General features: G+C 34.4%; 31 protein-coding genes. 14 read left to right on the forward strand and 17 right to left on the reverse strand.

Going from position 1 to position 26,347, the window contains the following annotated elements; translation table 11 throughout:
- Window positions 1-14 precede the first annotated feature (14 nt).
- From mobB to AC6H33_RS06005, 7 genes are read left to right on the forward strand one after another with little or no spacing between them, the layout of a single operon-like run.
- A complete protein-coding gene (gene mobB / locus AC6H33_RS05975; protein ID WP_497603969.1) occupies window positions 15-518 on the forward strand; it encodes a molybdopterin-guanine dinucleotide biosynthesis protein B in 504 nt (167 codons plus the stop codon).
- A gap of 4 nt (window positions 519-522) precedes the next feature.
- On the forward strand, window positions 523-1,365 hold the full coding sequence (locus tag AC6H33_RS05980; protein WP_497603970.1) for a class 1 fructose-bisphosphatase: 843 nt from the start codon (window positions 523-525) through the stop codon (window positions 1,363-1,365).
- Window positions 1,349-1,555 carry a hypothetical protein gene (locus AC6H33_RS05985; RefSeq protein ID WP_497603971.1) on the forward strand — a complete coding sequence of 69 codons (207 nt, stop codon included), beginning with the start codon at window positions 1,349-1,351 and terminating at the stop codon, window positions 1,553-1,555. The genes AC6H33_RS05980 and AC6H33_RS05985 overlap by 17 nt, the downstream gene beginning before the upstream one ends.
- 22 nt (window positions 1,556-1,577) lie before the next feature.
- Window positions 1,578-3,512 (forward strand): methionine--tRNA ligase, encoded by a 1,935-nt coding sequence (gene metG / locus AC6H33_RS05990; protein WP_497603972.1) that lies wholly within the window; start codon window positions 1,578-1,580, stop codon window positions 3,510-3,512.
- Window positions 3,509-4,504: a hypothetical protein gene (locus tag AC6H33_RS05995; RefSeq protein ID WP_497603973.1), complete on the forward strand. Its 996-nt coding sequence runs from the start codon at window positions 3,509-3,511 to the stop codon at window positions 4,502-4,504. Before metG ends, AC6H33_RS05995 begins: the two co-directional genes overlap by 4 nt.
- An 11-nt stretch (window positions 4,505-4,515) precedes the next feature.
- Entirely contained in the window at window positions 4,516-5,649 is a 1,134-nt protein-coding gene (locus tag AC6H33_RS06000; protein WP_497603974.1) for a TRAP transporter substrate-binding protein, read from the forward strand.
- Window positions 5,650-5,670: 21 nt separating this feature from the next.
- Window positions 5,671-6,903 carry a putative glycoside hydrolase gene (locus AC6H33_RS06005; RefSeq protein WP_497603975.1) on the forward strand — a complete coding sequence of 411 codons (1,233 nt, stop codon included), beginning with the start codon at window positions 5,671-5,673 and terminating at the stop codon, window positions 6,901-6,903.
- Here the strand turns inward: AC6H33_RS06005 and AC6H33_RS06010 are convergent.
- Window positions 6,881-7,543 carry a M48 family metallopeptidase gene (locus tag AC6H33_RS06010; RefSeq protein ID WP_497603976.1) on the reverse strand — a complete coding sequence of 221 codons (663 nt, stop codon included), beginning with the start codon at window positions 7,541-7,543 and terminating at the stop codon, window positions 6,881-6,883. The genes AC6H33_RS06005 and AC6H33_RS06010 overlap by 23 nt on opposite strands.
- Entirely contained in the window at window positions 7,530-8,204 is a 675-nt protein-coding gene (gene queC / locus AC6H33_RS06015; RefSeq protein WP_497603977.1) for a 7-cyano-7-deazaguanine synthase QueC, read from the reverse strand. Before queC ends, AC6H33_RS06010 begins: the two co-directional genes overlap by 14 nt.
- A gap of 85 nt (window positions 8,205-8,289) precedes the next feature.
- On the opposite strand from queC, the gene AC6H33_RS06020 reads away from it, so the two are divergent.
- From AC6H33_RS06020 to AC6H33_RS06030, 3 genes are read left to right on the forward strand one after another with little or no spacing between them, the layout of a single operon-like run.
- The gene (locus AC6H33_RS06020; RefSeq protein ID WP_497603978.1) at window positions 8,290-8,469 is read left to right on the forward strand and encodes a hypothetical protein; all 180 of its coding nucleotides are present in this window, start codon (window positions 8,290-8,292) and stop codon (window positions 8,467-8,469) included.
- Window positions 8,470-8,484: 15 nt separating this feature from the next.
- Entirely contained in the window at window positions 8,485-8,904 is a 420-nt protein-coding gene (ybeY, locus tag AC6H33_RS06025; protein WP_497603979.1) for an rRNA maturation RNase YbeY, read from the forward strand.
- Window positions 8,905-8,910: 6 nt separating this feature from the next.
- Window positions 8,911-9,837, forward strand: coding sequence for a calcium/sodium antiporter (locus tag AC6H33_RS06030; protein ID WP_497603980.1), 927 nt, complete (start codon window positions 8,911-8,913; stop codon window positions 9,835-9,837).
- A gap of 38 nt (window positions 9,838-9,875) precedes the next feature.
- Here the strand turns inward: AC6H33_RS06030 and mrdA are convergent, their stop codons facing one another.
- The 12 genes from mrdA to AC6H33_RS06090 all read right to left on the reverse strand — a co-directional run bounded on the left by mrdA (window position 9,876) and on the right by AC6H33_RS06090 (window position 20,551).
- Entirely contained in the window at window positions 9,876-11,681 is a 1,806-nt protein-coding gene (mrdA, locus tag AC6H33_RS06035; protein WP_497603981.1) for a penicillin-binding protein 2, read from the reverse strand.
- Between the two features lie 415 nt (window positions 11,682-12,096).
- Window positions 12,097-12,558: an N-acetyltransferase gene (locus tag AC6H33_RS06040; protein WP_497603982.1), complete on the reverse strand. Its 462-nt coding sequence runs from the start codon at window positions 12,556-12,558 to the stop codon at window positions 12,097-12,099.
- The gene (gene yihA, locus AC6H33_RS06045) at window positions 12,548-13,177 is read right to left on the reverse strand and encodes a ribosome biogenesis GTP-binding protein YihA/YsxC (protein ID WP_497603983.1); all 630 of its coding nucleotides are present in this window, start codon (window positions 13,175-13,177) and stop codon (window positions 12,548-12,550) included. Before yihA ends, AC6H33_RS06040 begins: the two co-directional genes overlap by 11 nt.
- Complete coding sequence (gene lptA / locus AC6H33_RS06050; protein ID WP_497603984.1) at window positions 13,174-13,671, reverse strand: lipopolysaccharide transport periplasmic protein LptA; 498 nt, start codon at window positions 13,669-13,671, stop codon at window positions 13,174-13,176. Before lptA ends, yihA begins: the two co-directional genes overlap by 4 nt.
- Window positions 13,672-14,187 carry an LPS export ABC transporter periplasmic protein LptC gene (gene lptC / locus AC6H33_RS06055; protein ID WP_497603985.1) on the reverse strand — a complete coding sequence of 172 codons (516 nt, stop codon included), beginning with the start codon at window positions 14,185-14,187 and terminating at the stop codon, window positions 13,672-13,674.
- A 4-nt stretch (window positions 14,188-14,191) separates the two neighbouring features.
- Window positions 14,192-14,686, reverse strand: a complete 495-nt coding sequence (locus tag AC6H33_RS06060) for a KdsC family phosphatase (RefSeq protein ID WP_497603986.1) — start codon at window positions 14,684-14,686, stop codon at window positions 14,192-14,194.
- Window positions 14,683-15,255 carry an imidazoleglycerol-phosphate dehydratase HisB gene (hisB, locus tag AC6H33_RS06065; protein ID WP_497603987.1) on the reverse strand — a complete coding sequence of 191 codons (573 nt, stop codon included), beginning with the start codon at window positions 15,253-15,255 and terminating at the stop codon, window positions 14,683-14,685. The genes AC6H33_RS06060 and hisB overlap by 4 nt, the downstream gene beginning before the upstream one ends.
- Window position 15,256: 1 nt before the next feature.
- The gene (locus tag AC6H33_RS06070) at window positions 15,257-16,069 is read right to left on the reverse strand and encodes a septal ring lytic transglycosylase RlpA family protein (protein WP_497603988.1); all 813 of its coding nucleotides are present in this window, start codon (window positions 16,067-16,069) and stop codon (window positions 15,257-15,259) included.
- Between the two features lie 25 nt (window positions 16,070-16,094).
- The gene (locus tag AC6H33_RS06075; protein ID WP_497603989.1) at window positions 16,095-17,249 is read right to left on the reverse strand and encodes a lytic transglycosylase domain-containing protein; all 1,155 of its coding nucleotides are present in this window, start codon (window positions 17,247-17,249) and stop codon (window positions 16,095-16,097) included.
- Window positions 17,250-17,327: 78 nt separating this feature from the next.
- The gene (locus tag AC6H33_RS06080; RefSeq protein ID WP_497603990.1) at window positions 17,328-18,104 is read right to left on the reverse strand and encodes a TatD family hydrolase; all 777 of its coding nucleotides are present in this window, start codon (window positions 18,102-18,104) and stop codon (window positions 17,328-17,330) included.
- A gap of 2 nt (window positions 18,105-18,106) precedes the next feature.
- On the reverse strand, window positions 18,107-19,648 hold the full coding sequence (locus tag AC6H33_RS06085) for an AAA family ATPase (protein ID WP_497603991.1): 1,542 nt from the start codon (window positions 19,646-19,648) through the stop codon (window positions 18,107-18,109).
- A gap of 48 nt (window positions 19,649-19,696) precedes the next feature.
- A complete protein-coding gene (locus AC6H33_RS06090; protein WP_497603992.1) occupies window positions 19,697-20,551 on the reverse strand; it encodes an NAD(+)/NADH kinase in 855 nt (284 codons plus the stop codon).
- Between the two features lie 131 nt (window positions 20,552-20,682).
- Here AC6H33_RS06090 and aspS point away from each other — a divergent pair, with 131 nt between their 5' ends.
- Together aspS and AC6H33_RS06100 are read left to right on the forward strand one after the other, a co-directional pair.
- Window positions 20,683-22,425: an aspartate--tRNA ligase gene (aspS, locus tag AC6H33_RS06095; protein ID WP_497603993.1), complete on the forward strand. Its 1,743-nt coding sequence runs from the start codon at window positions 20,683-20,685 to the stop codon at window positions 22,423-22,425.
- A gap of 57 nt (window positions 22,426-22,482) precedes the next feature.
- The gene (locus AC6H33_RS06100; protein ID WP_497603994.1) at window positions 22,483-23,052 is read left to right on the forward strand and encodes an adenylate kinase; all 570 of its coding nucleotides are present in this window, start codon (window positions 22,483-22,485) and stop codon (window positions 23,050-23,052) included.
- A gap of 25 nt (window positions 23,053-23,077) precedes the next feature.
- On the opposite strand, the gene adk is transcribed toward AC6H33_RS06100, so the two are convergent.
- A complete protein-coding gene (adk, locus tag AC6H33_RS06105) occupies window positions 23,078-23,725 on the reverse strand; it encodes an adenylate kinase (RefSeq protein WP_497603995.1) in 648 nt (215 codons plus the stop codon).
- 100 nt (window positions 23,726-23,825) lie between these two features.
- Window positions 23,826-24,113, reverse strand: coding sequence for a hypothetical protein (locus AC6H33_RS06110; RefSeq protein ID WP_497603996.1), 288 nt, complete (start codon window positions 24,111-24,113; stop codon window positions 23,826-23,828).
- 98 nt (window positions 24,114-24,211) lie between these two features.
- Here AC6H33_RS06110 and AC6H33_RS06115 point away from each other — a divergent pair, with 98 nt between their 5' ends.
- Together AC6H33_RS06115 and AC6H33_RS06120 are read left to right on the forward strand one after the other, a co-directional pair.
- Window positions 24,212-24,943, forward strand: a complete 732-nt coding sequence (locus tag AC6H33_RS06115; RefSeq protein WP_497603997.1) for a competence/damage-inducible protein A — start codon at window positions 24,212-24,214, stop codon at window positions 24,941-24,943.
- A gap of 191 nt (window positions 24,944-25,134) precedes the next feature.
- Complete coding sequence (locus AC6H33_RS06120; RefSeq protein WP_497603998.1) at window positions 25,135-25,776, forward strand: DUF6166 domain-containing protein; 642 nt, start codon at window positions 25,135-25,137, stop codon at window positions 25,774-25,776.
- A 14-nt stretch (window positions 25,777-25,790) separates the two neighbouring features.
- Here AC6H33_RS06120 and AC6H33_RS06125 read toward each other — a convergent pair whose 3' ends face one another.
- Complete coding sequence (locus AC6H33_RS06125; protein ID WP_497603999.1) at window positions 25,791-26,294, reverse strand: ankyrin repeat domain-containing protein; 504 nt, start codon at window positions 26,292-26,294, stop codon at window positions 25,791-25,793.
- Between the last annotated feature and the right edge of the window lie 53 nt (window positions 26,295-26,347).

The following is a 26,347-nucleotide window of genomic DNA, read 5'->3' on the forward strand; positions in this document are numbered from 1 at the left end:
AGAGGGTTGGTATATTGAAAAAAAGATTAGCAGTTGCATTTACAGGCCCATCAAATAGTGGAAAAACTACGCTTATTCTCAAAGTCGCAAGAAAACTTATACATGAGTATAAAATGGATGTTGCCATTATAAAACATGACCCAAAAGATAAAGCTCGTTTTGATGTTGAGGGCAAAGATAGTTACAAATTTGCGGATACTGGTGCGGAAGTTATAGTAACTTCTCCAAATCGTACAACATACTTTTCTCAAAGACACAAAGAGCTTGATGAGATGATTAGACTCTTTGACAAGTTTGATATTTTATTAGTTGAAGGTCTTAAAAACCTACCTCTTCCTAGAATAAGTGTCTTTAGAGATTCTCTAGATGCTGAGTATTTTCCATATATGGATGCTTTAGCTACTGATGGAAGTATAGATATGAATAAGTATGATTTTCCAAAACATGTTGCTATTTTAGACATAAACAATTGCCAAAATGTAATAGAGTGGATATTAAAAAATGCAAAGGAAGTTTAAATAGATGACTGATATATTTAGTGCGATACAAAGAACGGCTATAAGAATAAAAGATGCGATAGACACTAAAGATATAGGCTATTCTCAACAAGAGAACAGCTCTGGAGAGACTCAACTTCAGCTCGATATAAAATGCGATATGATAATTGAAGAGGAATTTTCGCATGTTGCTTCAATTCACACAATTGCAAGTGAAGAGAAAGAAAAAGAAGTACTTTTGCATAAAGATGGCAAATACTTTATTGCTTATGATCCACTTGATGGCTCATCTTTGATTGATGTAAATCTTAGTGTTGGCTCTATTTTTGGAATATATGAAGGTGCGTTTGGGGCAAAAAATATGGTTGCTTCATGCTATGTTGTCTTTGGCCCTCGCGTTGAGATGGTATTTGCACACAACAAAGCAAAGCTGCATCTTCTTCAAGGCAGAGAATTTGAGTTTGTAAAAGAGATTCGCCTTAATGAGAAAGGTAAACTAAACGCGCCTGGCGGAACACAGCAAAACTGGGAACCTTACCACAAAGAGATGGTTGATGGCCTATTTAGTGAGGGCTATCGCCTAAGATACTCTGGCGGAATGGTTCCAGATTTGCACCAAATACTGCTAAAAGGCGGTGGTCTTTTTAGTTATCCAAACACTTCTGACAAGCCAGATGGAAAACTTAGAAAGCTTTTTGAAGTTTTCCCTTTTGCTTTTGTGTTTAAAAAAGCTGGTGGGGAAGCGATTGATGGCAAAAATGATTTAATGGATCTTGAATATGCACATATACATGATACTTCTGCATGCTTTTTTGGCTCAAAATATGAGATACAAAGAGTAAGAGAAGTTTATGCAAAGCATAAATAGTAAAGAGTTAGATAAGTTTGAAATTTATCTTGTTGAGATGATTGCAAAACTTCAAAATTGTCAGCAAACAAAAAATCTTAAAAGTTGCAGTAAATGTGAGCTTTATTTTAGTTGTGAGCTTAGATCTGATTATGTTAAAGCGGTTTATAACAGTATGTCCAAGGGAGATACTGGTGGCTTTGAGTTTTAAATTTGAATTTTAAGGATAAAAATTGAGTAAATACATTACAACACCTATCTACTATGTTAACGGAGAGGCGCATATTGGGCATGCATACACTACTTTCATAGCTGATACTATGGCTAGATACGAGAAGCTTAAAGGTGAAGATACCTATTTTTTAACTGGTACAGATGAGCATGGTCAAAAGATAGAAGAGTCTGCTCAAAAGAATTCTAAACCAACACAAGAGTTTGCAGATGAGATAAGCGCTACTTTTAAAAATCTTTGGGATGAGTTTGAGATAAGTTACGATAAGTTTATTCGTACAACTGATGAGTCCCATAAAAAAGGTGTGCAGAGAGCTTTTGAAGTTATGTATGCTAAAGGTGATATATATAAAGATTTTTATGAAGGTCACTACTGTGTAAGCTGTGAGACTTTTTTTACCGAAACTCAACTAGTAGATGGCGAATTTTGCCCTGATTGTGGCAGAAGTACAAATATCGTCAAAGAGGAGAGCTACTTTTTTAGACTCTCAAAGTATGAAAATGCCCTTTTAAAGCACTATGAAGAGAACCCTGATTTTATCCTTCCACGTTCTCGTGCAAATGAAGTTATAAACTTTGTAAAAGGCGGACTTAGAGATTTGTCGGTCACAAGAACATCTTTTACATGGGGTGTTGGTATGCCAGAATCGATAAAAGATGACAAACACGTTATGTATGTTTGGCTTGATGCTCTTATGAACTATATAACAGCTCTTGGATATGGAACTACAGAAGAAAATATGCGTTATTGGCCAGCATCTGTGCAGTTTGTTGGAAAGGATATACTCCGTTTTCATGCGATCTACTGGCCAGCATTTTTAATGAGCCTAGATTTGCCTCTTCCAAAACACATAGGTGCTCATGGATGGTGGACTAGAGATGGCGAGAAGATGAGTAAATCAAAAGGAAATGTTATCTCTCCAAAACAAGTTGCTGACGTGTATGGAACAGAAAACCTAAGATACTTTATGCTTAGAGAGGTTCCATTTGGGCAAGATGGAGACTTTTCTCAAAGAGCATTCATAGATAGAATAAACTCTGAGCTTAGTAATGATTTGGGAAACTTACTAAACCGTATCATCGGGATGAGTGGCAAATACTCAGACTTTGAGATAGATAGTGTGGATGTTTTAAAATATCATAAAAAAGAGATTGATGCGATGAATATCGTACTTGATTCTCTTGATGCTTTTATGCAAAACTTTCAGACACATCGCTACTTAGAAGAGCTATGGAAGCTATTCTCTATTGGAAACAAAGCTATTGAAGAGCATGCTCCATGGGTTAAGATGAAAGATGATAAAAAAGATGAAGCATTAGCTACTGTAGCTCTTGTTGCAAATATCTTAGCAAAAGCCTCTCTTATGCTCCACGCAATCATGCCAAACACTACAAATACTATTGCGGATGCCCTAAACTTCGCTATTTCCCATGAGAGCTATAATGAGCTTATAGTAGAGAAAAAACTACTAAAACTATTTAATATCAAGCCAGTTCCACCGCTATTTCCTCGTGTTGAAGAACCGCTTATGGCTGAGGCTCCACTTGCTCAACCAAATATTACAAAAGAGAGCGTGAAGGCTGCAGAGCAAAGTCTGTGTGAAGATGACAATCTTATAGAAATTGGGCAATTTTTTCAAACTTCTCTTAAAGTTGGAACTGTAATAAAGGCAGAGGAAGTTGAAAAAAGTAAAAAACTTCTAAAACTTCAAGTTGATTTGGGCGAAGAAAAACTCAGACAAGTTGTAGCTGGAATAAGAGAGTTTTATAGTGCAGAGTCTCTAATAAACACTCAAGTTTGTGTTGTTGCCAACCTAAAACCTGCAAAACTTATGGGAATGGTCTCAGAGGGAATGCTTCTTGCTGCTAAAGATGAAGATGGTCTATGTTTAATTAGACCTGAGAAACCTAAAAAAGTAGGCACGCCAATTGGATGAGACTTGAAAACTTTCTAGCACTTACTCAAACTACCATTATCAATGAGCCTTGTGTTCATAGCTTTGAAAATATTGTTTTTGAAGCGCTCAAGATAAAGAGAGGTGACCTTTTTTTTGCGTATAACACGCAAGATATTCCACTTGCAGTTGAGAACGGTGCTTATGGGGTTATCTTTGATAAACCTGCACAAATCAGTGATAATGAAATTGCTTGGATTAAAGCAGATAGCTTAGATAGCGCTCTTAAAAAACTTATCCGTTTTAAAACTATCGAGAGAGAGATTGTTGCTTATGAGTGCAACGAGATTATCCTAAAACTCTCTATGCAAGTGATAACACTGCCGAACTTCCGTACTATTTCTGGAGATTTAAGATCTATTTTTAGAACTATTTCAGAAGCAGAAATAGGCACTACCTTACTCTTTAGCTCTGCTTTGACCGCTAAAGATATATTTGCTGTTATCAAAAAAATGCCAATTGCAACTTTTGAGCCAATTGAGATAATGGAGCAGACTCTTTTTGAAACATCTTTTATATATGACAATGTTTTTTATGAGAGACAGCTTATTTCACCATTTTTTATTCCTTACCTAGAAGAGCTTTTGCATCTATATAAAACTCTAAAAGTTGAGTATAAACTAAAAAAATTCACTCCGATTGAACATTTTGAGCCAGTATTTACAAATAAAAGATTTGAGATAAAAAACTTTGGCACAAGCGATAAGGTACTTATTTTTGAGCCAAATATAGAGCTTATAGAAGAGCAAATCTCTTTTTTAGAGCGTCATGCTTCATGGGCAAATACAATTTTTATCTTGCCTTATGGAACAGACTCAAAAGATAGTAAAAATATATTAAGATATAAAAACGAAAAAGAGATTATAAATATTTTAAGAAATACGCTGTTTAACTTTGCCCTAATTGTAGGTGTTGATAAGTCAATTTTAAGCAGACCACTTGTAAGTCAAACACAACTAACAATAGATTTTTAAGGTACAACCCCATGAACAGAAGAGATTTTATAACAACCGCTACTACTGCATCAGCGGCATTAGCGCTAAGCGGATGCAATGATACCAATCGAGAGGCTATTGACTACTCTAAGCATCCAAAAGCTAAAAGTGGTGATGAAAAAAGAGTAAACATAAATAGAAATAAAAAAACTGTTATAAAACTAGCAACAAGTTGGCCTGGGAGTTTTCCAATAATGGGCGTTGGTGTTGAGAAATTTGCACAAAGAGTCAATGATATAAGCGGTGGCTCTTTAGAGATAAAAATCTATCCTAAAAATGTACTTGTTCCAGACCTTGCCGTGTTTGATGCCGCAAGTAGTGGGCAGATAGATGCTTTTCACTCTGGTCCATACTACTGGAAGGGAAAAAATAGCGCCTTTTCACTATATAGTGGTATCCCTTTTGGTTTTACTTCTGAAGAGATAAACTCATGGATGCTTTTTGGCGGAGGTCTAGAGCTATGGAGAGAGCACTATGCAAAGTACAACCTCTATCCTTTTATGGGTGGAAATACAAATATCCAAATGGGTGGATGGTTTAGAAAAGAGATAAATTTGCTCTCAGATATGAATGGACTCAAGATGAGGATTCCTGGACTTGGTGGAGAGGTTTTTTCAAAGATGGGTGTAAACTCTGTCCTTCTTCCCGCTGGAGAGATTTATACTTCTCTTGAGAGAGGTGTAATTGACGCTACTGAGTGGGTTGGACCTGCCCTTGATATAAAGATGGGATTTTATAAAGTAGCGCCATATTACTACTCTGGATGGCATGAACCAGGCTCTATACTTGAACTTACTTTCAATAAGCAGTTCTGGAATAAATTAGCATCTGAACATAAAAGTATGATAGAAGTGGCATCTAATGAGATGAACTCAAATATGACGTACGAGTTTCACTATGAAAATATTCATGCACTCAAGCGCCTTCGCGAATTAAATATAGAGATAAAACAGTTTCCTCTTGATGTAATTGAAGCTGGAAAAGTTGCTCTCAAAGAAGTTCTTAATGAGCTTAGTCAAAAAAATAGAGATTTTGAGATAGTAAATGAATCTATACAAAAACATCTAAGTCTCTCTAAAGAGTGGAGCGATGCTAGTCTTCGATACTTTTTAAATGTTAGATAACTTATAAGAAAAGATAAATTAATGAAAATTTTTCTACTAAGTTCACTACTTTTACAAAACATACTTTTTGCCTCTTTTAGCGCAAATATCATTGATGCAGTTAGCTTAAAACCTATAAAAGATGTAACTATCAGCGATTCTGTTTTAAGTGTTAAAAGTGATATCAATGGGAGTTTTACGATAAATAGTCTTGAGAGACCATTACATGTAAAAGCATGTGGATATAGACCATACAAAATTACACTAGATTCAAAAGGTAGTGTTTTTAAACTAGAACCTATCGTTGTAAAAGCTCTATATTTGGGTTTTTGGCATACAAGTAATAAATCTCCAAAGCTAAGAGATATTTTAAAAATAATAGATGATACTGAGATAAATACAGTTGTTGTTGATGTTAAGAATGAGTATGGATATACCTCATTTAAGACATCTTTTGAACAAGCAAACAGATATGGTGCTGATAAAAGTGTCATAAATAGAGATATTCAGGAGTTTATGTCACTTCTAAAAACTAAAAATATATATACAATTGCAAGAATAGTGGCGTTCAAAGATGAACTTCAAGCTACAAATAATGTAGATTATGCAATAAAAAATAGAGATGGAACTATCTGGAGAAACCACGATAATATGGCATGGGTTGATCCATTTGACATAAGAGCGCATAACTACATTATCTCAATTGCACAAGAAGCTGCAAAAGTAGGCTTTGATGAGATAAATTTTGACTATGTACGATTTCCTGCGAAAGACGGGCTACTTTACTCAAAAGAGAGCACACAAGAAAATCGTATAAAAGCAATTGGCGATTTTTTAAATTTGGCACAAGATAGACTTAGAAAATATGGTGTCTTTATTTCGGCGGACACTTATGGAAACATATGCTGGACAAAAGATGACAACAATATTGGTCAAACAGTGAGTTCAATGGAGGCGCATGTAGATTATTTAGCTCCAATGCTCTATCCATCTGGATTTGCAAGTGGTTCATTTTATTTTAAAAATCCATCAAATCATCCACACGCAGTAATTTACAGAAGTATTAAAAATATTGAAGATCGAATTGATACAAAGAGAGTTAGACCATGGCTACAATACTTTAAAGATTATGCACATGAAAAGCGTCGCTATGGAGAGTTTGAGATAAAAGAGCAGATAAGAGCAACCAAGGAGATTAATACTAACGGATGGATGATGTGGTCACCATCAAGTAGATACAACACCGAATACTTTATAAAAGATGAATCGCTTTAAGCTCTCTGTTTAGGGCTTTTGCCTCTGGTATATACTCACAAACATGAGCGTGAAATTTTTTTGAGTGATTCATATGTACAAGATGTGAAAGCTCATGGACTACTATAAAATCTATAAGTTTTTTATCTATCTTTACTAGTTCTATATTTAAAGTTATAACCCCTCTAGAGCTACAACTTCCCCATCTACTTCGCATTTTCTTAAATTTTATCTCACTGAAACTAAGTTTCATAACCTCTGCAAAATACTCTACTCTTTGCGTTAAGTAAAAAGTTGCAAAACTTTTATAAAATCTATAATAGCACTTTAAAATAGCCTCTTCATTTGAAGTGTCAATTTTTGCAAGAGACTCTCTAAGCTCCTCTGCTTCATCACTATCGATACTAAAAATCTCACCAAATAGTAAAACTTCATCTTGAAAATTTATACTCAAAGAGTTAAAAGACTCTATATTTTTCAACTGTTTTCTTATCCAAGGCTCTCTTTGAATAAGAAGTTTTTGAATAAATGCGCTAGATACTTTTGGGGTTTTAAGGAGTATCTCTCCATTTTTTTTTACACTTATGTAACTATTTTTTAGAGTTGGTTTTTGTAGATGCAAAATCTCCAAATCGTTAAAATTTATCTTACTTGTATTCAATTGGGTCTTTTGCATTTGCTCTTTTGAATCCATTTAGTCTCAGACGACAGCTATCACAAACTCCACAAGCTTTATCTTCATCTTTATAACAACTCCAAGTAAGTTCAAGTGGAACATTAAGTCTAAGTGCTTGTTCAACTATCTGAGATTTACTAAGATGAACTAGAGGCATATATATTTTAATTTTTGTCTCATCTTTTGTACCTAGACTTATGCTCTTCTCCATACTGGCGATGAAAGATTCTGTACAGTCTGGGTAACCGCTACTATCCTCTTGTACAACGCCGATAGAGATAATTTCTGCACCCTCTTTTTCTGCTAACGCACTTGATATACTTAAAAATATACCATTTCTAAATGGCACATAAGTAACTGGAACGCCCTCTTCTACGCCATTTGTAGGCACTTCTATGCTTTTATCTGTAAGAGCTGATGCTCCTATTTGAGAGAAAAAATCTAAATCTAGGACATAGCTCTTCTTAACATCAAGTGCGTCACATATCTTCTTAAAACAAGATAGCTCTTTATCCATAGTTCTTTGCCCATAATTAAAGTGCAAAGCTATAATCTCATAGCCCATCTCTTTGACCATATAGGCCCCTAGTGTGGAATCCATTCCGCCACTCATAATGCAAATTGCTTTTTTATTTTCTAATTTCATAAAGCAATTCTAGCATATTATTTTAACCTTCATTAAATGCAATACCTAATATAATGCCCTAATATTCAAAAGAAAAGGGGATATCATGGAAGTTTCATCATCAAATACAACTACTCAATCATCAGTTGGAGTAGAAGCTATCAAAAAAGCTACTGAGATACAAGAGCGAGATGTCTTAAAAGTTTTAGAATCAGCAAAAGAAGCATCTCAAAAAGATGTTGCACAAAAAACAGGGTTAGGGACTAACCTAAATTTAGCTGGTTAAGGTAGAGTATATAACTTGATAGAATTTGACAACAGAACCTCGCTAACCCTCCAAATAGAGACGATAGAAGCTATCGCCTCTTCTCTTAGCAATAAAGAAATAGAGTTGATTATTACAGATGAAAACGAGATGAGAGAGATTAACAAAACTCATAGAAACATTGATAAAGCAACAGATGTATTAAGTTTTCCTTATGAGGAAATGCCGCTTAGTCCTTTAGGAAGTATCGTTATATGCTCCTCGTTCATACAAGAGAAATCAAAAGAGCTTGGGCACACAAATGATGACGAATTTGCGCTTCTTTTTATACATGGAGTACTTCATCTTCTTGGATATGACCACGAAGTTGACGATGGAGAGATGCGAGAAGAGGAGGCAAAAATTATAAAAGATTTTAATTTGCCTCAAAGCTTAATAATTAGAACAGAGGGCTAAGAGTATATGGATTTTATCATTTTTACAGTTGCGATGGCTGCGCTTATTTATGGAGCAGATTTTGTTATAAACGAGTCACAAAGAATAGCTCTTCATTTCAATATATCACACTACGTTATCGGTGCTACTCTTGTAGCGTTTGGAACTTCAATGCCAGAGATGGCGGCTTCAATGATGGCATCATATGGAGGCAAAAGTGAGATGGCTATAGCGAATGTTGTCGGTAGCAATATTTTCAATATAGCACTTATTTTAGGAGTTGTGTTTTTTATATCAAAAAATATGAACCCAGAGCGAGACATCTTTAAAAAAGATAGTGCTTGGATTGCAGTGCCTGTTGTTGTTTTCATGTTGATGATTCAAGATAGCACTATAAGCAGAGCTGATGGGGTTTTATTTCTCTTAATAATGGTTTCATATATTATATTTCTGTTTACTGGTCCAAAAGATGATTTTGAAGATGCAATAGACGAAGATTTAGTTAAAGAGAAGTTTAATTGGTCAAAAACTATTCTGCTTTTGAGCGTAGGATTTGTACTAACCATTGGCGGTGCAAATTTTGTTGTTGAGAGCGGAACAAATATAGCTAGAGTGTTTGGCGTAAGCGAGTGGATTATCGGATTGTTTCTTATCGCACTCGGTACCTCTTTGCCTGAACTTGTAGTCTCTTTAACTGCCGTAAAAAATGGAAATGCAGAGATGGGTATAGGAAATATTATAGGCTCAAATGTTGCTAACTTTTCTATGGTTTTAGGGGCTGCATCAATAATAAATCCATTAACTGTAAACTTAATTACTTCACAATTTGACATTTATGTGATGATTGGTGTCTCCATTACTCTTCTTTTCATTACAGCAAACAGACTTTATAACAAAACAGGAGCAATATTTTTATTAACAATACTTGCTCTTTTTCTACTTAACTCTTTTTAATATACCCCTTAGAGATGAACACTCATCTCTGAAGCGTACTACTTTTTATCTTCTATCTCTTGTTTTATATACCCAAGCTCTAAGAGTTTATTATAGATTCCAGATACAATATCTCCAGTTGCAGCTCCACCATGTCCGCCATGCTCAACCATAGCTAAAACTACATACTGAGGATTGTCATATGGACCATATGTTGTAAACCAAGCATGTGAACGAGTGTAGTACTCCATCGTATGTTCTAACTCTCTCTCTTTAATATCTTGAAGTATCCCAACAACTTGAGCAGTTCCAGTTTTACCAGCAACTTTAACTTTTGTTCTAAGGTAGTTTGTAGCTGTTCCGCCTGGGACATTACAAACCTCATACATTGCTCTTTGAATTGTGGGCAGCCTCTTTAGCTCATTTTCAGTAAGTACATCTTGTAGTTCTGGCTCAACGACTTTGTCTCCTATCGTATTTGCAAAATGCGGAACTGGTAGTTTGCCAGTAGCCATAAGTGCTGTAAACTGTGCTATTTGCATAGGAGTCGTTAAGAAATCGCCCTGCCCAATCGACGTGTTTACTGTTTCACCTATGTACCATGGTTTATTATACTTCTTTTTTTTCCACTCACGAGATGGAACCGTACCTATAAATTCATTTGGTAAATCAACACCTGTTTTTTTTCCAAGCCCATATCGCATAAGACCATCGCTCATTTTCTCTATTCCAAGCCTTAGGCTACCTTTATAAAAAAAATCATCACAACTCTCTCTAATGGCTTTTTTTATATCTGTACTTCCATGCCCATCTTTCTTCCAGCATCTAAATACACGTGAGCCAAGTGGCATAGAAGCTGTACAAAACACATTAAAGTTTGGACCAACTTCTGGTGAAGTTATATAGAGTAGTCCAAGACCTGTTTTTATAACTGAACCAGGAGGATAAAGTCCATGGATAAGCTTATTTGTAAAAGGTTTATCAAGGCTATTTGAGAGCTTATCCCAGACCTCATTGCTTATACCAGTTACAAAAGTATTCAAATCATACTCTGGAAAACTACTAGCAGACAAAATAGCACCATTCATTGCCATAACAATAACTGCTCCAGCCTTGTTCACAAAGAGTGATGATATATATTTTTGAAGTTCAATATCAATATTTAAAGTAAGCTTTGTGTCCTCAGAAGGTTTTTGGCTTGATAATTCTTCTACTTCTTGGTTATTTGCATTTACTTTAATCTCTCTTTTTCCAGATAATCCTTGAAGATATTCATTATAGTATTTCTCAATGCCAGATTTACCGCTGTATCCAATTAGCTTAACAAGATTATCATCTGCGACATCATCTTTATTTGCACGTCCAACGTAGCCAATAGCATGTGCGCCTATTTCGCTATATGGATAGTATCTCTTTGGAGATGAGACAATATTTATGTTTTCTCTTAGGCTTAAAATCGAGTATATAGGCATAATCTGCTCATATGATACAAAATCAACTATGTCAATAAAGTTATGGTTGTAATATGAATCAACCTTTTTATACTCTTTAATTATCTTCTCTTTATCTAAGTTAGGCAGTAAAGATATTAGTTTATTTAGCTCATCTTCAAAAACTTCAGAGTTTTTCTCAAGCCCTAAATGAGGCGCTAGTTGTATCTTAAATCCAAGCTCATTAATTGCAATAGGTCTATTGTTTATATCAACTATCTCGCCCCTTACTGGCGGTATCTGTTCTATTTTAATTGTATTGTTATATGATAGCTTCTCGTAATAACTGTTTGATTGAACTGAGAGAAAAAACACTCTCACCAAAAGAGCAAGCCATAGAGACGCAAAGATAAAAAGTATAAATTTTATTTTCATAATATGCTCAAAATTAAAAATTCAATAACTATATAGTAAATTACATAGTAGTTTATACTAGGTAGTGGAAATAAAAAAATATTTGACAAAAACGAGTAAAAAAGAAAAAAGCCTATATATACAAAAACAACAATCATAAAATTTATACATGCTGTACAGCTAGAGCTTTTAACTATTTTTGGAATAATATATTTATGTAAAATTGAAAAATAAATTATAGTGCTAAATAAAACATAGCTATTTTCTGATTCAAAAAGTAAGAGACAAAAAATGACAAGAAAAAGAGTTATCGAGTCCTCTTTTTTAAGTGATTTTGAAAAATAGAAGTAAAGCACCGTAAGTAATGGTGGTAAAAAAAGATATATACCGCTTAGTGCAGTATACAGAAGAAACAATACACCATAAAGGTATATTGCTAGAGGGTTTTTATAAGAGAGACTTCGTTGCATATTGGAAAATGTTTACATTTAATACAGTCTGCCCATATTTTATGTTCTGGAAGTGACTCTTTTGGAATCTCAATAAAACCTAGATTTTCAAAAAAAGATTGCTTATAAGTCAAACTAAGCACTTTTTGAAGTCCTAATATTTTTGCATTATCTGTTGCTTTTGTAACTAAACTCTGCCCTATTCCTTGACCTCTTCTTCCATCTTTTACAACAAGAGATCTGATCTCAGCAAGCGTTGGTGTATGAATATGAAGAGCACAAAATCCAACTATCTCTGAGTCATCTTTAGCTAAAATATAAGACCTGATATTTGTTGCAATCTCGTCTGAACTTCTTGCAAGAATAACACCAGCCTCGACTTCAGCTGCTACTAATCTTTGCATCTCTTGTATATCTGAGAGTTTTGCATTTGTTAATTCAATCTTCATTGACATGCTCCTGTTCCTTCTCATTTAAAATATCGTAAATAAGCGTTACCACTTTTGACATTCCCTTTTTCTTGGAGCTAGAAACCATAAGAGCCTCTGGAAAAATTCTTCTTAACTCATTTTGCTCTTTTTGATTAAGCTTATCTACTTTGGTAAAAATCTGAACTATATGTTGAGTAGGGTTTGCACACTCAAGCAAAAAATCACTTACAGATTTATCTATTTCTAAAAAAGGGTGTCTGCAATCGACAAGATGTATAAAAATTTTAATCTGTTTTCTTAGTGCTATATAGTCTGTTAAGTTTCTCTCCCAATCATATTTGATAGATTTTGCTACTTTTGCATAGCCAAATCCAGGTAAGTCAACAAACTTAGCTAAACTTTTTGTGCTATCTTCTCTGTTTATGAAAGTTACATCAAAGTAGTTTATAAGTCTTGTTTTACCAGGTGTTGATGAGACTTTAGCCAAGCCTTTATGGTTTGAGAGCGCATTAAGCAGAGAGCTCTTACCAACGTTTGAACGAGCCATAAAAACAACCTCATTATGCTCATCACTAGGTGGCGCAGCACTTATATTTGGGGCAGATGTAATAAACTTTGCCTCTACAATCTCAATCATTTGTTTTCTTTCTTGTCATCTTTTGTCTTATTTTGATCTTCTGGCATATTAAAAATCATAATTACAGGCTCTTTTTCTGCACCTTTCGCATATGCTTTGCCTTCGATAGTTTTTAAAATAACTTCATCCCCTATTATCTCTTTTTTGTCATCTATCTGTTTTAGATGCACATCTTGATAAAAGTAGTACTCTTTTGTTTGTGGAAGATAGATTACTTTATGAGCTTTTCCAGTATATAAAGAACCTTCTAAAGTTTTTATCTTAAACGAAGAGTTACCCTCAGCTATAAATTTAGTAGGCTCTTGATTACTATTTGTGTGAATGGTTACTTTTGAGGCATTCAACTCATCAGCTCCCTTGATGATGTTAACATCGCCTTCAAATATAGAAATTCCAGCTTTTTGATCTGCGTTAAAAAGTTTTGCTTTTATTTGTAACTCTTGCGCAAAAAGTGATGTTGCCAATAAAATTATTATTAAAACTCTTTTTTTCATTTATCTCTCTTTTAGTTGATATTTTGCAGTTACATTTTTTGATGCAACTTTCTCAAGGGAGCTATTATAATGCAGCCCTTTTCCTATTACTCTATTCGCTCCTCTGTATAGAAGATAGTCTCCATCAGCAATAGCTATGCTTGTTTTTTTGTTATATGTCGCTTTTTGTGTCTCAAATGTTAAACCATCTTCTCGTACATAGACAATATCTCCATCAAGATATACGATATCACCTTTATAAATTCCACTATTTGATTTCATATTTGCAACATACTCTTTAGAGTTATCTGTATAATCTATATCATCAACTCTGTATCTATCACTGTATCTAATAGCTTTTGTGCCATTCATTAACGTAATAAGACCATGAGAGTCAAATTCATACATAGTAAATGATGAGATACTGAAGAGTTCAACATCTCCAAAAGAGCTCTCTTTAATCTCCAAAGGTTTAAATAAAAAAAGTATCATCATAAGAGAAAAAGAGATAATAAGAAAAAAATAGTTTATATTCATATTATTATAACCAAAGAGCCATAAATTGCTCTCTTAAATCATTCTCATCAACGAGAGTATCTATCATCTCCCTGACTGCTCCATCTCCGCCATTATGCGTTAAAGTTGTATCAACTATCTCTCTAATCTCTTTTACGCCATCTTTTGGAGTAAAGCTTCTGCCGACACTGCGCAGCATTTTAAAGTCATTTAAATCATCGCCGATTGCACCAACTTCATAATACTTTAAGCCCAAAGAATCAATAAGCTCTTTGAGTACGCTCTGCTTATCTTTAATACCTTGAAAAAGATATTTAATTCCAAGCTCTGTGGCTCTTTTTTCTACTATTTTAGAGTCTCTTCCTGTGATTATTGCTACATTTAAACCCATTTTTATCCATGAGCTGATTGCTAAACCATCTTTGACATTGAAGTTTTTTGTCTCAGAGCCATCAGAGTGATATATTATTTTTCCATCACTCATACATCCATCAACATCAAGCACAATCAACTTAATCAAAGAACATCTTTCGTGCTTGGAATTCCAACTCTATCATTTTTTTGCATTGCACGGCGAATTGCTACGGCAAGAGCCTTAAAAGCTGCTTCGATAATATGATGTTTATTTTTACCTCTAAGAAGAACTATATGTGTGCTTATTCTTGCATTTAATACAAAAGCTCTAAAAAATTCTTCTACAAGCTCTGTGTCAAATTGCCCTACTTTTCCAGTAACATCAACATTATAAACCAAATAAGGTCTATTGCTGAGATCTAAATCACAACTTACACAAGCCTCATCCATAACTATATTTGCACTTCCAAAACGCTCCATATTTGCAACTGGGTAGATTGCTTCTGCGATAAGTGCACCAAGAACGATTCCTATATCTTCTACGCTATGGTGATCATCTATATGTGTATCACCCTTGCATATAATCTCGATATCAATCAAAGAGTGTTTTGAAAAACTATCAAGCATGTGGTCTAAAAATCCAACACCCGTATCTATTTTACTTTTGCCACTACCATTTACATCTAACGAAACAGTAATATCCGTCTCTTTTGTTTTTCTGCTTTTACTAATCATCTTAATCCTCTCTCACTATAAATGAGCCTTTAAAATTACCTAATGCAAGGTAGTCTCTAGCCTCTTGTTCACTTCTGAAGCCTTTTAGCCATACTTTAAACATTCTACCACTTTGTGTCTGCATATCTTTTATAATTGTCTCGTATCCGTCAGTCTTATTATACTTTTGTTGTGTTTCAATAGCACCCTCAACTCTTGAAAAAGATGCAATTTGTAGTGCAAATCCATCAATAACTTGATCTGGAGGCGATATTTGTAAATCTTTTTCAAGTGGAATATCTCTTTTGTCTTTTGAGTGGAAACCAAGAACTTCAACCTTAACTGGAGCCGTTCCAGCACCAAGCATATCTATCTTTTTTGCTGCTGTGTTTGAGAGATCTATAATTCTTCTCTCGATAAATGGACCTCTATCGTTTATTCTTACAACTACACTTTTCTTATTTCTCTGATTTGTTACTTTCACTATTGTATTCATAGGTAGTGTTTTATGAGCAGCTGTCATATCATACATATTGTAAGTTTCGCCATTAGAAGTTAGTTTGCCATGAAAATCAGGACCATACCAACTGGCAAAACCATCAAACTCATCTCCAACGCTTACTACAGTAGGGTAATACTTTATTCCTCTTATCTCATAAGGTCTCATTGTTGGGTGACTATAATTTTTTTTATCTACAGATGAGTTATAAGCGTTTTTACTTGAAGAGTAGCTAGTTGGTGAATCTGAAGATGTATAAACTCTTGTACCCCTTGTGCTACACCCTGTAATAAGCAGAAGCACTAATAGAGTTGAAAATATATACAATTTATTCATGCGTTATAATCTTTATAGTTATTTTTTAAATATTTGCTTTAGTTGACTCAAGAAGAGATTTTATACTCTCTCCTTTTTTCATAGAATAGGGAAAATTTCCGCTAATTCTTTGATTGTCACCCTTAATGCTTATAGGAATAATAAGCTTCTGATTTAAACTTAGTCTATCTCCCTTTAGAGCATTAAAATCTTTAATAGTCATATGGCTAACATTATATTTTTTACCTATACTGTAAAGACTGTCACCTCTTGCAACTATATGAACTCTATAAAATTTATTTAGTTTCTCTTCAAAATACTTTTGTTTAAATGCAGATAGTTTTATATATGGAATATAGATATTGTAGCTATTTAGATATGGTGGTGCGAAGTCATGTTTTAGATGTCTGTTTAATTTTTGTAACTCTTCTAATGGAATATCAATAAGCGATGAAACTCTCTTTAGAGATTCTCCTCTTGGTACTTGAACCGTGGAGATAGAGTATGCATTTGCTCTATTTAAAAGGTACTCATATTCACTATTTAATAAAAACTGCTCATCATTTCCTATCATTGCAAGAGAGACAACTTTTCTTATGTAAAATCTACTCTCTTTTGGTATATATTGCTTTTGTGGATTTAGCAAAACTGAGAGCTCATCACTATTTGCATTTTTTATGGCTCTAGAGAGTCTTCCATCACCGCAGTTATAAGCAATTGCGGCTAAATACCACTTGCCAAACTTATCATAAAGTTTACTAAGATATTTTGCAGCTGCTTCTGTTGACTTTATCAGATCTCTTCTCTCATCAACATACTGATCGATTCTTAACCCATATAACTTAGCAGTTTCAGGCATAAACTGCCACAAACCAGATGCTCGTTTTACAGAATATGCTTTTGTTGAAAAACTAGATTCAGCCATTGCCAAAAAAAGAAATTCAGGTGGTATGTTATATTTTGCCAATATATTTTTAATTGCAGGTATAAAAATATATGCCTCATCCATGGCTTGAAAAAATTGTTGATCTGAATAAATATCTCTTTGAGAATTTTTCATCTGGTTCATAATTGGGTCATATAAGAAAGAAGCTTCTATGTCGAAAGACTCCAATATTGCTATCTCTTTAGTCTGATTTGTAAGGTAAGAAAGGTTTGCGCTGAGCAAAAGTGGGAAAAAAAACATAAAGATATATTTCAATTTTGCAGCTCCTCTTTAATAAATTTGAAGATTGATTTTATCTAAAAATTATTAATAATATAATAAGAACTGCTGATACTAAGAAATATGAAAAAGTTTAAAAGCATTTTTTGTACTTATTTCTTCTATTTTCTGCTCTGTAATTTCTAAAAGTTCTGCTATTTTTTTTACCACAAACTGTGTATAAAGAGGCTCATTTCTCTTGCCTCTGTGGGGAGTTGGTGTCAAATATGGAGCATCGGTTTCGATTAAAAGTTTTTCAAGTGGGATTTTTGGTAACACTTGAATGAGTTTTTTTGCATTGCTAAATGTCAAAACACCGCCTATCCCAAAATAAAAGCCCTCTTTTGCCAAACTAAGAAGCTCTTCATCGGCATTATAGCAGTGCAAAACACCGCCAACTTCTGACGCATTGTGCTTTAAAAGTAACTCTTTTGAGTCTCTTGAAGCATCTCTTATATGAACTATTAGAGGTTTTTTATACTTCTTTGCAAGTTCTATTTGAGTAACAAAGAGCTCTTTTTGTCTCACTTTTTCTGCCTCTTTTTCCTCTTCGCTACCATCAAGCCTGAAGTAATCCAGCCCACACTCTCCAACTGCTACACACTTCTCGTGCATAAGAAAGTCTTTAAAATCGTTATCGTTAAAAGAATCCATATCATATGGATGAACACCAACAGCAAAATATACATCACTGTTCTTCTGTGCTATTGAGATAGCTCTTTGCAGATTTAATGGATCTGCGCCAGGAATTATAAAACGCTCTACCCCACCTTCCCTTGCACGATTTAGAACTTCATTTAAGTCCTCTACAAATCTCTCATCATCAAGATGTACGTGTGTATCAACTACCATTTCTACTCTCTTATTTGTAGATTTAAAAGCTCTTTTGCAAAGCCTCTTGCTTCTTGAGTTATGCTTTCTCCGCTGATAATCCTAGCTATCTCTTCAACTCTTCTCTCAAAATCAAGCTCTTTGACTAAAGATTCACCACCCTCTTTATAGACTAAAAAGTGTTGGTCTCCCATAGATGTTAATTGTGGCTGATGAGAAATTACAAATATCTGAAAATGTTTTGAGAGCTGTTTTAAAACTTTAGCAACGCTCATTGACTCCTCACCGCTAAGATTTGCATCAATCTCATCAAGAATTAAAACACCGCCATCTTTACTCATGGTCTCAGACTTTAGAGCCAAAATAGCGAGTCTTAGTCTGTTAAACTCTCCTGTGCTTATCTTTTGTAAATCAGTACTATTTAGTTTTATAGTTATCTCATCTTTTCCAAAAGCGCTAAATTCGCTCTCGTTAATCTCAACAAGAGCATCTCGTAGATATAAATCTTTTAGATATTTATTTAACTCTTTACTAAAAGAGTCTCTCTCTTCATAACGAGCGCTACTTAGTTCTGAAGCTAAATATGTTACTTTTTTATCTAACTCTTTAACTCTTGCTTCTAGGTCACCCTTTGTAAACTCTATATTTTCATACTTTTGAAGCTCTTGAATCTTCTCTTGCTTATATATGAGAGCTTCTTCTATGCTCCCATATCTTCTCTTTAGTTCGCTAAGCTCTTCAATGCGGTTTAAAACTTCCTCCACATCAATCTCTTCAAGCATACTAAATCTCTCTTGTGCGCTCTCTAGAACTGCTCTTAACTCATTCATTGCATCACTAAAAAAAGAGCTCTCTTTATCTAGTAAATCAAGTGCGTTAAACACAGAATGTTCATGCTCAAAAATAGCATCCGCTTGCGAGAGGCTCTTTAAAACTTTCTCTTTTTTTGAGAGCTCTTTTTTTATCTCTAAAAGCTCTATGTCTTCTGAGATTTTAGGATTTATCATCTCGATTTTTTTTATCTCATAAGAGGCAAACTCTTTTAGCTCGACTATCTTTTTTTGCTCATCTTCTATAATAAGCAACTCTTTTTTAACTCTTTTATGCTCTAAAAAAGCCTCTTTATACTCACTTTTTATCTTCAACAACTCTTTATTTCTTATACTTATTCTAGCATCTAAAATTAGAAGTAAATTCTCATTTTCAAAATCGCTAAAATCACGCAAAGACAGATGTCTTAAGTAGCTTGAAGAGAGTTCACTCATCGCTTTTTTTGAGATACTTTGGTTATTTATAAAATATCTTGATTTCTCTTTTTTTATATGTTTAAAAACATTTATATCGTCACTCTCAACAGCGTACTCTTCGCCGTCTAACTCCCATGCTACACTAGATTCACAAAGTGAGGCTTCACAAGAAGTGTGTCCAAATGAAGATAAAATAGAACTCATCAAAATTGACTTACCACTTCCACTTGGACCCGTAAACACAACAAGCCCACTGCTAAGCTCAAGCTCTACCTCTTTAAAGCTAAGATAATCTTTTAGGTAAAATCTCTCTATCATTTAACTGCCTTGCTTAAATATTTGCGAATTATACTTTCTTTCAAACAATCACTCGCCCCATCTTAGCTTCTCTTTTAATACGTCAAAGTAGTTGTACTCCTCTTTGTGCATCAGTTTAACTGTTTTAGCAGCTAGTTTTATATGAACGCTCTCGCCAAGTTCTAGCTCATGTACATCTTGCCCGTCTATGATTATGAGAGCTCTCTCTTCTGATGTTTTCATCTCTATTGCAAATTTTCCAGGTAGAACAACTGGTCTTTGAGTGAGTGAATGAGGGCAGATTGGAGTTAGAGCAAAAACATTGCTCATGGGAAAGAGAACTGGTCCTCCAGCTGAGAGGTTATATGCAGTTGAGCCTGTTGGAGTAGATACAACTACGCCATCTCCATAGTATGTGTTAAAAGAGCGAGAGTTTACAAGCGTCTCAATATGAATCATATTTGAAACTCTTGTGCGAGTTAAAACTACGTCATTAAAAGCGTACATTTTTATCTCTTTTTGATTTTTTATAACTGTTGCTTCAAGAACTGCTCTCTCATCTATTTTATATCTATTTTGAGTTATTTTCTCTACAAAAGAGTCAAGTTCATCTAAAGATAAATCAGCCAAAAAGCCGAGATTTCCAGCATATATGCCTAATATCGGAATGTCATAATCAAAAGACCTTCTAACAGTAGAGATAAGCGTACCATCTCCTCCAAAAGTTACTAAAAAATCAGCCTCTTCACACATTTTTTTAAAACTGCGTCCAGAAACACCAATCATCTTGGCACTTTTATCTTCTATCAAAACTTCTATATTGTAGTTTTTAAAGATTTTTTCTAATTTTTCATAGCCACTTTTTAAATGCGGGGATGATGGTCTTAAAACAACGCCAACTTTTTTTATAGTTTTATTATCCAAAATTGCTCTTTAAATTTTTTTGTTCATTATACACTCTTTAGTACTAAAAAATAAATGCCTCTCTCTCTAATTATACGATAAGAGTAGTTTAGATATAATCCGCGAAAATTATTTACTAGGACTCTATATCTATGAGAAGTCATTATTGTACAGAATTAAGTGAAGCAAACGTAGGACAAGAGGTTGTTCTAGCTGGTTGGGCAAATAGCTACCGTGATCATGGCGGAATTATTTTTATCGATTTAAGAGACAAAAGCGGTTTAATGCAGCTTACATGTGACCCTGAAGATAGTGCTTCTGCTCACAAAGTAGCAAGTACGATTCGTGATGAGTTTGTTCTCGTTGCAAAAGGCAAAGTTCGCCTCCGCGGGGAAGGACTTACAAATCCTCGCCTAAAAACTGGTGCCGTTGAGATTGTTGTTAGTGAGATTATCATTGAGAATCGCTCAGCAACTACACCATTTGTTATTGGCGATAAAAATGTAGGTGAAGAGACAAGACTTAAGTATCGTTATTTAGAGCTTAGAGACCCAGCTATGTATGAGACTTTTCGTCTTCGTTCAAAAGCAGCAATCGCAGCTAGAAATGTACTAGATGAAAATGGCTTCTTAGAAGTTGAAACTCCGATACTTACAAAATCAACTCCAGAGGGCGCAAGAGATTATCTAGTTCCTTCTCGTGTTCACAGTGGCGAATTTTACGCACTTCCGCAATCTCCACAGCTATTTAAACAGCTTTTAATGGTTGGCGGATTTGATAGATATTTCCAAATCGCAAAGTGTTTTAGAGATGAGGATTTAAGAGCAGACAGACAGCCTGAATTTACTCAGATAGACGTTGAAATGAGCTTTTGTAATCAAGAAGATGTAATGCTTATTGCTGAAAAACTTTTAGTCTCAATGTTTGGCGCTTGTGGCGTTGAAATCAAGCCTCCGTTTAACCGTATAGCTTTTAGAGATGCTATGGAGTGGTATGGATCTGATAAACCAGACCTTAGATACGACCTGAAAATGGTTGATGTTATCGATATATTTGAGAGATGTGATAACGAAATATTTACAAATATCGCTAAACAACCGCACAAAAACCGTATAAAAGCTCTTAGAGTTCCAGGTGCAGACTTAGTGTTTTCTAAGCGCGAGATGAAAACTTTTGAAGATTTTGTTCGTCAGTTTGGTGCGCAAGGTCTCGGATACTTCCAGATGAAAGAAGATGGTCTCAAAGGTCCACTTATCAAGTTTTTCTCAGATGCGGATATCGCACTTCTAGTTGATAGACTCGGTATGAAAGTTGGAGACGTTGTTTTCTTTGGTGCGGGTGATAAAAAAACTGTATGGGATTATATGGGTCGCCTTAGAATATTTATAGCTGAACATGAGAAGATGAATCTTGTAGATAAAGATGCTTTTGAATTCGTGTGGGTTGTTGATTTCCCTATGTTTGAAGTTGAAGAAGGCCGTGTAAAAGCGCTTCACCATCCGTTTACGCAGCCAAAAGACACAGATAAAGATGATATAGAAGAGATTGATTCTATCGCTTATGATATCGTTTTAAACGGTACAGAGCTTGGTGGCGGAAGTATCCGTATCCATAAAGAGGAGATGCAAGAAGAGATATTCAAACTTCTTGGAATCGGTGAAGAAGAGGCAAAAGAGAAGTTTGGCTTCTTGCTTGATGCTCTAAAATTTGGCGCTCCTCCACATGGCGGTTTTGCTATCGGATTTGACAGACTTATGATGTTAATTTCTAAAAAATCAAGTATCCGTGATGTTATTGCATTCCCTAAAACACAAAAAGCTTCTTGTATCCTTACAAAAGCACCGAGTGAAGTTGATGCGACTCAACTTAGAGATTTGCATATAAAACTTAGATAACCCCCAACACAGTAGCAACTCTTTGTTGCTACTAAAAAACCACTCAAAAGTACTAAAATGAAAAAACTATTTCTAATCATCGGCGCCCCAGGTTCTGGTAAAACAACAGATGCAGAGTTAATCGCTAAAGAAAATGAAAACATAACGCACTACTCAACAGGCGATATGTTAAGAGCAGAAGTTGCAAGCAACTCAAAACTCGGTGCAGAGATAGGTGGCTACATATCTAAAGGTCTTATTGTTCCTATAAAAATAGCAATAGAAACCATAGTAAATGCCATAAAAAACGCCCCTACTCCAATCATCATTATAGATGGATACCCAAGAAGCATTGAGCAATTAAACGCACTAGACGAGTATCTAAATGTAGATTCATCTTTAGAGCTTATAAGTGTTATAGAGGTTTACGTAAGCGAAGAAACAGCAAAAGACAGAGTTCTAGGTCGTGCACGTGGAGCCGATGACAATACAGAAGTTTTTGATAACCGCATGAAAATCTACATAGAACCACTGGCTGATATACAAGCTTTTTACAAAGCTAAAAATCTTTTACATGTTATAAATGGTGAGAGAACTATTGAAGATATAGTTGTTGAGATGGGGAGTTTTGTAAAGAGTAAGATATAGTTATATCTACTCTTCAAATATTTTATCAACCTAGTTTAGAGATGATTGCTGCTTCAACATCAGCTATTTTTGCTGTGCCATCTACTGTTATGTAAGTTAGGGTGTCAAGTTTTGATGCTTGGTTTTTATAGTAGCCTATTAGTGGGCTTGTTTGTTCGTGATAAACTTTAAGACGATCGAGTACAACCGACTCTTTATCATCGTCTCTTTGAACCAAATCTTCACCAGTTATATCATCTTTGCCGTCAATTTTTGGAGGATTATAAACTAGGTGGTATGTTCTACCACTTGCTAAGTGAGCACGGCGACCGCTCATTCTGCTTACTATCTCAGAGTCAGCAACATCTATCTCGATTACTGCGTCTATGTTAATTCCTGCGTTTGTAACAGCGTCTGCTTGAGCAAGTGTTCTAGGAAAACCATCAAGAAGGTAACCATTTTTACAATCATCTTCCGCAATTCTATCTTTTACGAGTCCGATAATAATCTCATCAGTTACAAGCTTACCAGTATCCATAGCTTCTTTAGCCATTTTGCCCATTTCAGTTCCAGCTTTTATAGCAGCTCTGAGCATATCTCCCGTAGAGATTTGAGGGATGTTATATCTTTTTGTTAAAAATCCAGCCTGTGTGCCTTTTCCAGCTCCTGGAGCGCCAAGTAGTATTATTCTCATGATTATCCTATATATTTTGTTGATGAAATTATATGTAAACGAATTTAAAACTAGCTATAAAAAGAGACTTATCTTTTTATAAACTTATTTAAATTATTTGTTAATCTTCTTCAAATCCAAAATCATCTTCTTCGTCACTACTTTGAGCCTCTAAAATATCATCAATCAGCTCTTTACACTCATCTTCTTCCATATCTCCACTAGCTAGGTCTTGAAGTACATCTTGAAGGTCTGCTTTAAACTCTCTAAGATCTTCTATCTCTTCCTTAGCGTCTTCACTTGCTTCTTTGTTATTGGAAATTTCCTCAAAAATCTCATCCAATCTCTCATCGATATCTGGAATAACACTCTTAGTTATTAGCTCTTCTAATTGTTGTGCGTAAGACATAAAAAACACCTTTTATAATTTAGTTCTGCAATTATACTCTATATAAGACTCTTCTAACAATCCCTAAACTATAATTTGGCAAAAAACAAGAGAGCAATATGAACTTTTACGCTTGTATAATTGGCAGCGAGATACTAAACGGACGCAGAGTTGATAAGCACTTTGAGTTTTTAAAAAATGAGCTTCAAAATTATGGGCACGACCTTTTTGCCTCTTTTATCATAAAAGACGATGAAGCACTTATAAAAAGTATCTATCAACTTGTAAAAGAGGATGAAAAAAGTGTCATGTTCTCTTTTGGCGGTATTGGAGCTACTCCTGATGATTTAACAAGAGAGATTGCCGCAACTGTTTTTACAAACAAACCGCTCCAAAGACATAAGCAATTTGAGCAAGACATAATAAAGCGATTTAAAGAAGAAGCTTATCCTCATAGAATTCATATGTCAGATTTACCTCAAAACTCTAAACTTCTCTTTAACCCTATAAACAACATGTCAGGCTTTTCTCTTGAAGATAGATACTTTTTTACTCCAGGATTTCCACAGATGGCTCATCCGATGATAAGTGAAGTTATCAAAGATTTATTTTCTCAAAGCATAAAAAAATACAGATTTACGCTACTTGCGCAAACAAGTGAGAATACTCTTATAGAAGTTATGAAAATTGTTCCAAAAGAGATAGAATTATCATCTCTTCCGATTTTAAAAGATGGCAGCGCATCAGTTGAAATATCTTTATGTTTTAAGGACGAGAGCTATGTCAAGAGCTACTTCAATCTATTTATTGAGCATCTTGAAAAACTCGGGATACAATATAATTTAATTTAATATTTGTATAGTCGATACTTGTCATTATAAACAAACAAAAATCAAGGAGCAAAGCCATGTTAGTTTGGTTATTCATACTTTTGACAATAACTGTTTTTGTCTATATTATTTATCGGTTTTCTATTTCTAGCAAGAGAAATTTTCACAAAAAGAGTGATTCTCACTATACTTTTAAAATTTAAGAGGTACAAATGATTGTGACTGTAAACAAGAATCATCATACATTTAAAGGGCATAAAACGCTTCTTGGTGCAAAATATATTACATATGGTGAGCTGGAACTTCCACTTAGATATGATATTTTTGCTATTTATAATGGCTTTGACTGGGGAAATAGATCTCTTGGAGCCCAGCAGCTAGCATTTTCAATGCTCTATCAAGTCACAAATGAAGAGTTTGCTAGAGATAATATATCAAAATTTACACAAGATTTTGTTTCAAAATTTAATGGCAGAGATTGGGTTGTAACTGGATTTGATGTACTTAAATGGGTTGATGACAACAGAGAAAAAACGTATGTTTTAGAAGAAGAAGCATCAAAATCAAAAGAAGAAATGATAGCAGATGAAGAGCTAATTTTAAAACCAAAAGCTCTTAAAAAAGAGAAAAAAATAAAATCAAACATTGTTAAAGATGCTTGCAGTGAGCTTGGTATTACACAAAAAGAACTCGCAAATATTTTGCAGATTCCAGAAGGAACCATAAGCAGTTGGGCTGTTAAAAATGAGATACCAAGACTTGGAAAAAAAGCTATAGAGTTCTACACTCAAAATCAAAAAAATCAAAAAATTATAGAAAACTACAAAAATTTTGTTAAGCTTTTAGACAACTAGCTTATAGAGTCTAGTTATCTCGCATAGTTCCTATTTATTGGTGCCTCTTTATCATAGCCCAAAAGATTTAAGATTGTTTTTTTATTCATTTTTCTTGCAAAGTCTATAACACTAATGCCCTTTGCATCTACAGCTTTTGTATTTGCGCCCTGCTCTATCAAAAATTCTACCATATCTACTCTACCATAACAAACAGCTGCCATAAGTGGCGTAAACTTACTTCTTCTTTGCGTAGTATTTACATCAACTCCTTGAGATATAAGATACTTAACTACCTCTATGTTGTCATAAGTAACAGCCATATCAAAGATGCTAACACCCTCTTCATCAAAGTCAAATATATCTGCACCGTTATCAATCAAGAGCATAACTAAATCAAAATCGCATCTATATCTCAGCGATGAGGCTAATACTGACTCTCCGCTCTCATTTGCTTCATTTATATCAGCACCATTTTTTATATACTTTTTTATACCAATTAAGTCATTTTTTTTTAATAATTCAATCCATTTATTCATGGGCAAAGTATATACTAAAATATTATTAGTAATGTTTAAGTATAATAATTGCC

This window comes from Sulfurimonas limnophila (genome assembly GCF_059705345.1).

What these genes read in the sequence shown, in the direction of transcription:
- AC6H33_RS06080 (WP_497603990.1), bottom strand. Translation starts at nt 18,104, where the DNA reads ATGGTAGTTGATACACACGTACATCTTGATGATGAGAGATTTGTAGAG.
- AC6H33_RS06120 (WP_497603998.1), top strand. Translation starts at nt 25,135, where the DNA reads ATGATTGTGACTGTAAACAAGAATCATCATACATTTAAAGGGCATAAA.
- lptA (WP_497603984.1), bottom strand. Translation starts at nt 13,671, where the DNA reads ATGAAAAAAAGAGTTTTAATAATAATTTTATTGGCAACATCACTTTTT.
- yihA (WP_497603983.1), bottom strand. Translation starts at nt 13,177, where the DNA reads ATGATTGAGATTGTAGAGGCAAAGTTTATTACATCTGCCCCAAATATA.
- adk (WP_497603995.1), bottom strand. Translation starts at nt 23,725, where the DNA reads ATGAGAATAATACTACTTGGCGCTCCAGGAGCTGGAAAAGGCACACAG.
- AC6H33_RS06070 (WP_497603988.1), bottom strand. Translation starts at nt 16,069, where the DNA reads ATGAATAAATTGTATATATTTTCAACTCTATTAGTGCTTCTGCTTATT.
- AC6H33_RS06040 (WP_497603982.1), bottom strand. Translation starts at nt 12,558, where the DNA reads ATGAAGATTGAATTAACAAATGCAAAACTCTCAGATATACAAGAGATG.
- AC6H33_RS06110 (WP_497603996.1), bottom strand. Translation starts at nt 24,113, where the DNA reads ATGTCTTACGCACAACAATTAGAAGAGCTAATAACTAAGAGTGTTATT.
- AC6H33_RS06005 (WP_497603975.1), top strand. Translation starts at nt 5,671, where the DNA reads ATGAAAATTTTTCTACTAAGTTCACTACTTTTACAAAACATACTTTTT.
- AC6H33_RS06100 (WP_497603994.1), top strand. Translation starts at nt 22,483, where the DNA reads ATGAAAAAACTATTTCTAATCATCGGCGCCCCAGGTTCTGGTAAAACA.
- AC6H33_RS05985 (WP_497603971.1), top strand. Translation starts at nt 1,349, where the DNA reads ATGCAAAGCATAAATAGTAAAGAGTTAGATAAGTTTGAAATTTATCTT.
- AC6H33_RS06085 (WP_497603991.1), bottom strand. Translation starts at nt 19,648, where the DNA reads ATGATAGAGAGATTTTACCTAAAAGATTATCTTAGCTTTAAAGAGGTA.
- AC6H33_RS06115 (WP_497603997.1), top strand. Translation starts at nt 24,212, where the DNA reads ATGAACTTTTACGCTTGTATAATTGGCAGCGAGATACTAAACGGACGC.
- AC6H33_RS06000 (WP_497603974.1), top strand. Translation starts at nt 4,516, where the DNA reads ATGAACAGAAGAGATTTTATAACAACCGCTACTACTGCATCAGCGGCA.
- queC (WP_497603977.1), bottom strand. Translation starts at nt 8,204, where the DNA reads ATGAAATTAGAAAATAAAAAAGCAATTTGCATTATGAGTGGCGGAATG.
- AC6H33_RS05980 (WP_497603970.1), top strand. Translation starts at nt 523, where the DNA reads ATGACTGATATATTTAGTGCGATACAAAGAACGGCTATAAGAATAAAA.
- AC6H33_RS06030 (WP_497603980.1), top strand. Translation starts at nt 8,911, where the DNA reads ATGGATTTTATCATTTTTACAGTTGCGATGGCTGCGCTTATTTATGGA.
- AC6H33_RS06125 (WP_497603999.1), bottom strand. Translation starts at nt 26,294, where the DNA reads ATGAATAAATGGATTGAATTATTAAAAAAAAATGACTTAATTGGTATA.
- AC6H33_RS06020 (WP_497603978.1), top strand. Translation starts at nt 8,290, where the DNA reads ATGGAAGTTTCATCATCAAATACAACTACTCAATCATCAGTTGGAGTA.
- hisB (WP_497603987.1), bottom strand. Translation starts at nt 15,255, where the DNA reads ATGATTAGTAAAAGCAGAAAAACAAAAGAGACGGATATTACTGTTTCG.
- lptC (WP_497603985.1), bottom strand. Translation starts at nt 14,187, where the DNA reads ATGAATATAAACTATTTTTTTCTTATTATCTCTTTTTCTCTTATGATG.
- aspS (WP_497603993.1), top strand. Translation starts at nt 20,683, where the DNA reads ATGAGAAGTCATTATTGTACAGAATTAAGTGAAGCAAACGTAGGACAA.
- mrdA (WP_497603981.1), bottom strand. Translation starts at nt 11,681, where the DNA reads ATGAAAATAAAATTTATACTTTTTATCTTTGCGTCTCTATGGCTTGCT.
- AC6H33_RS05995 (WP_497603973.1), top strand. Translation starts at nt 3,509, where the DNA reads ATGAGACTTGAAAACTTTCTAGCACTTACTCAAACTACCATTATCAAT.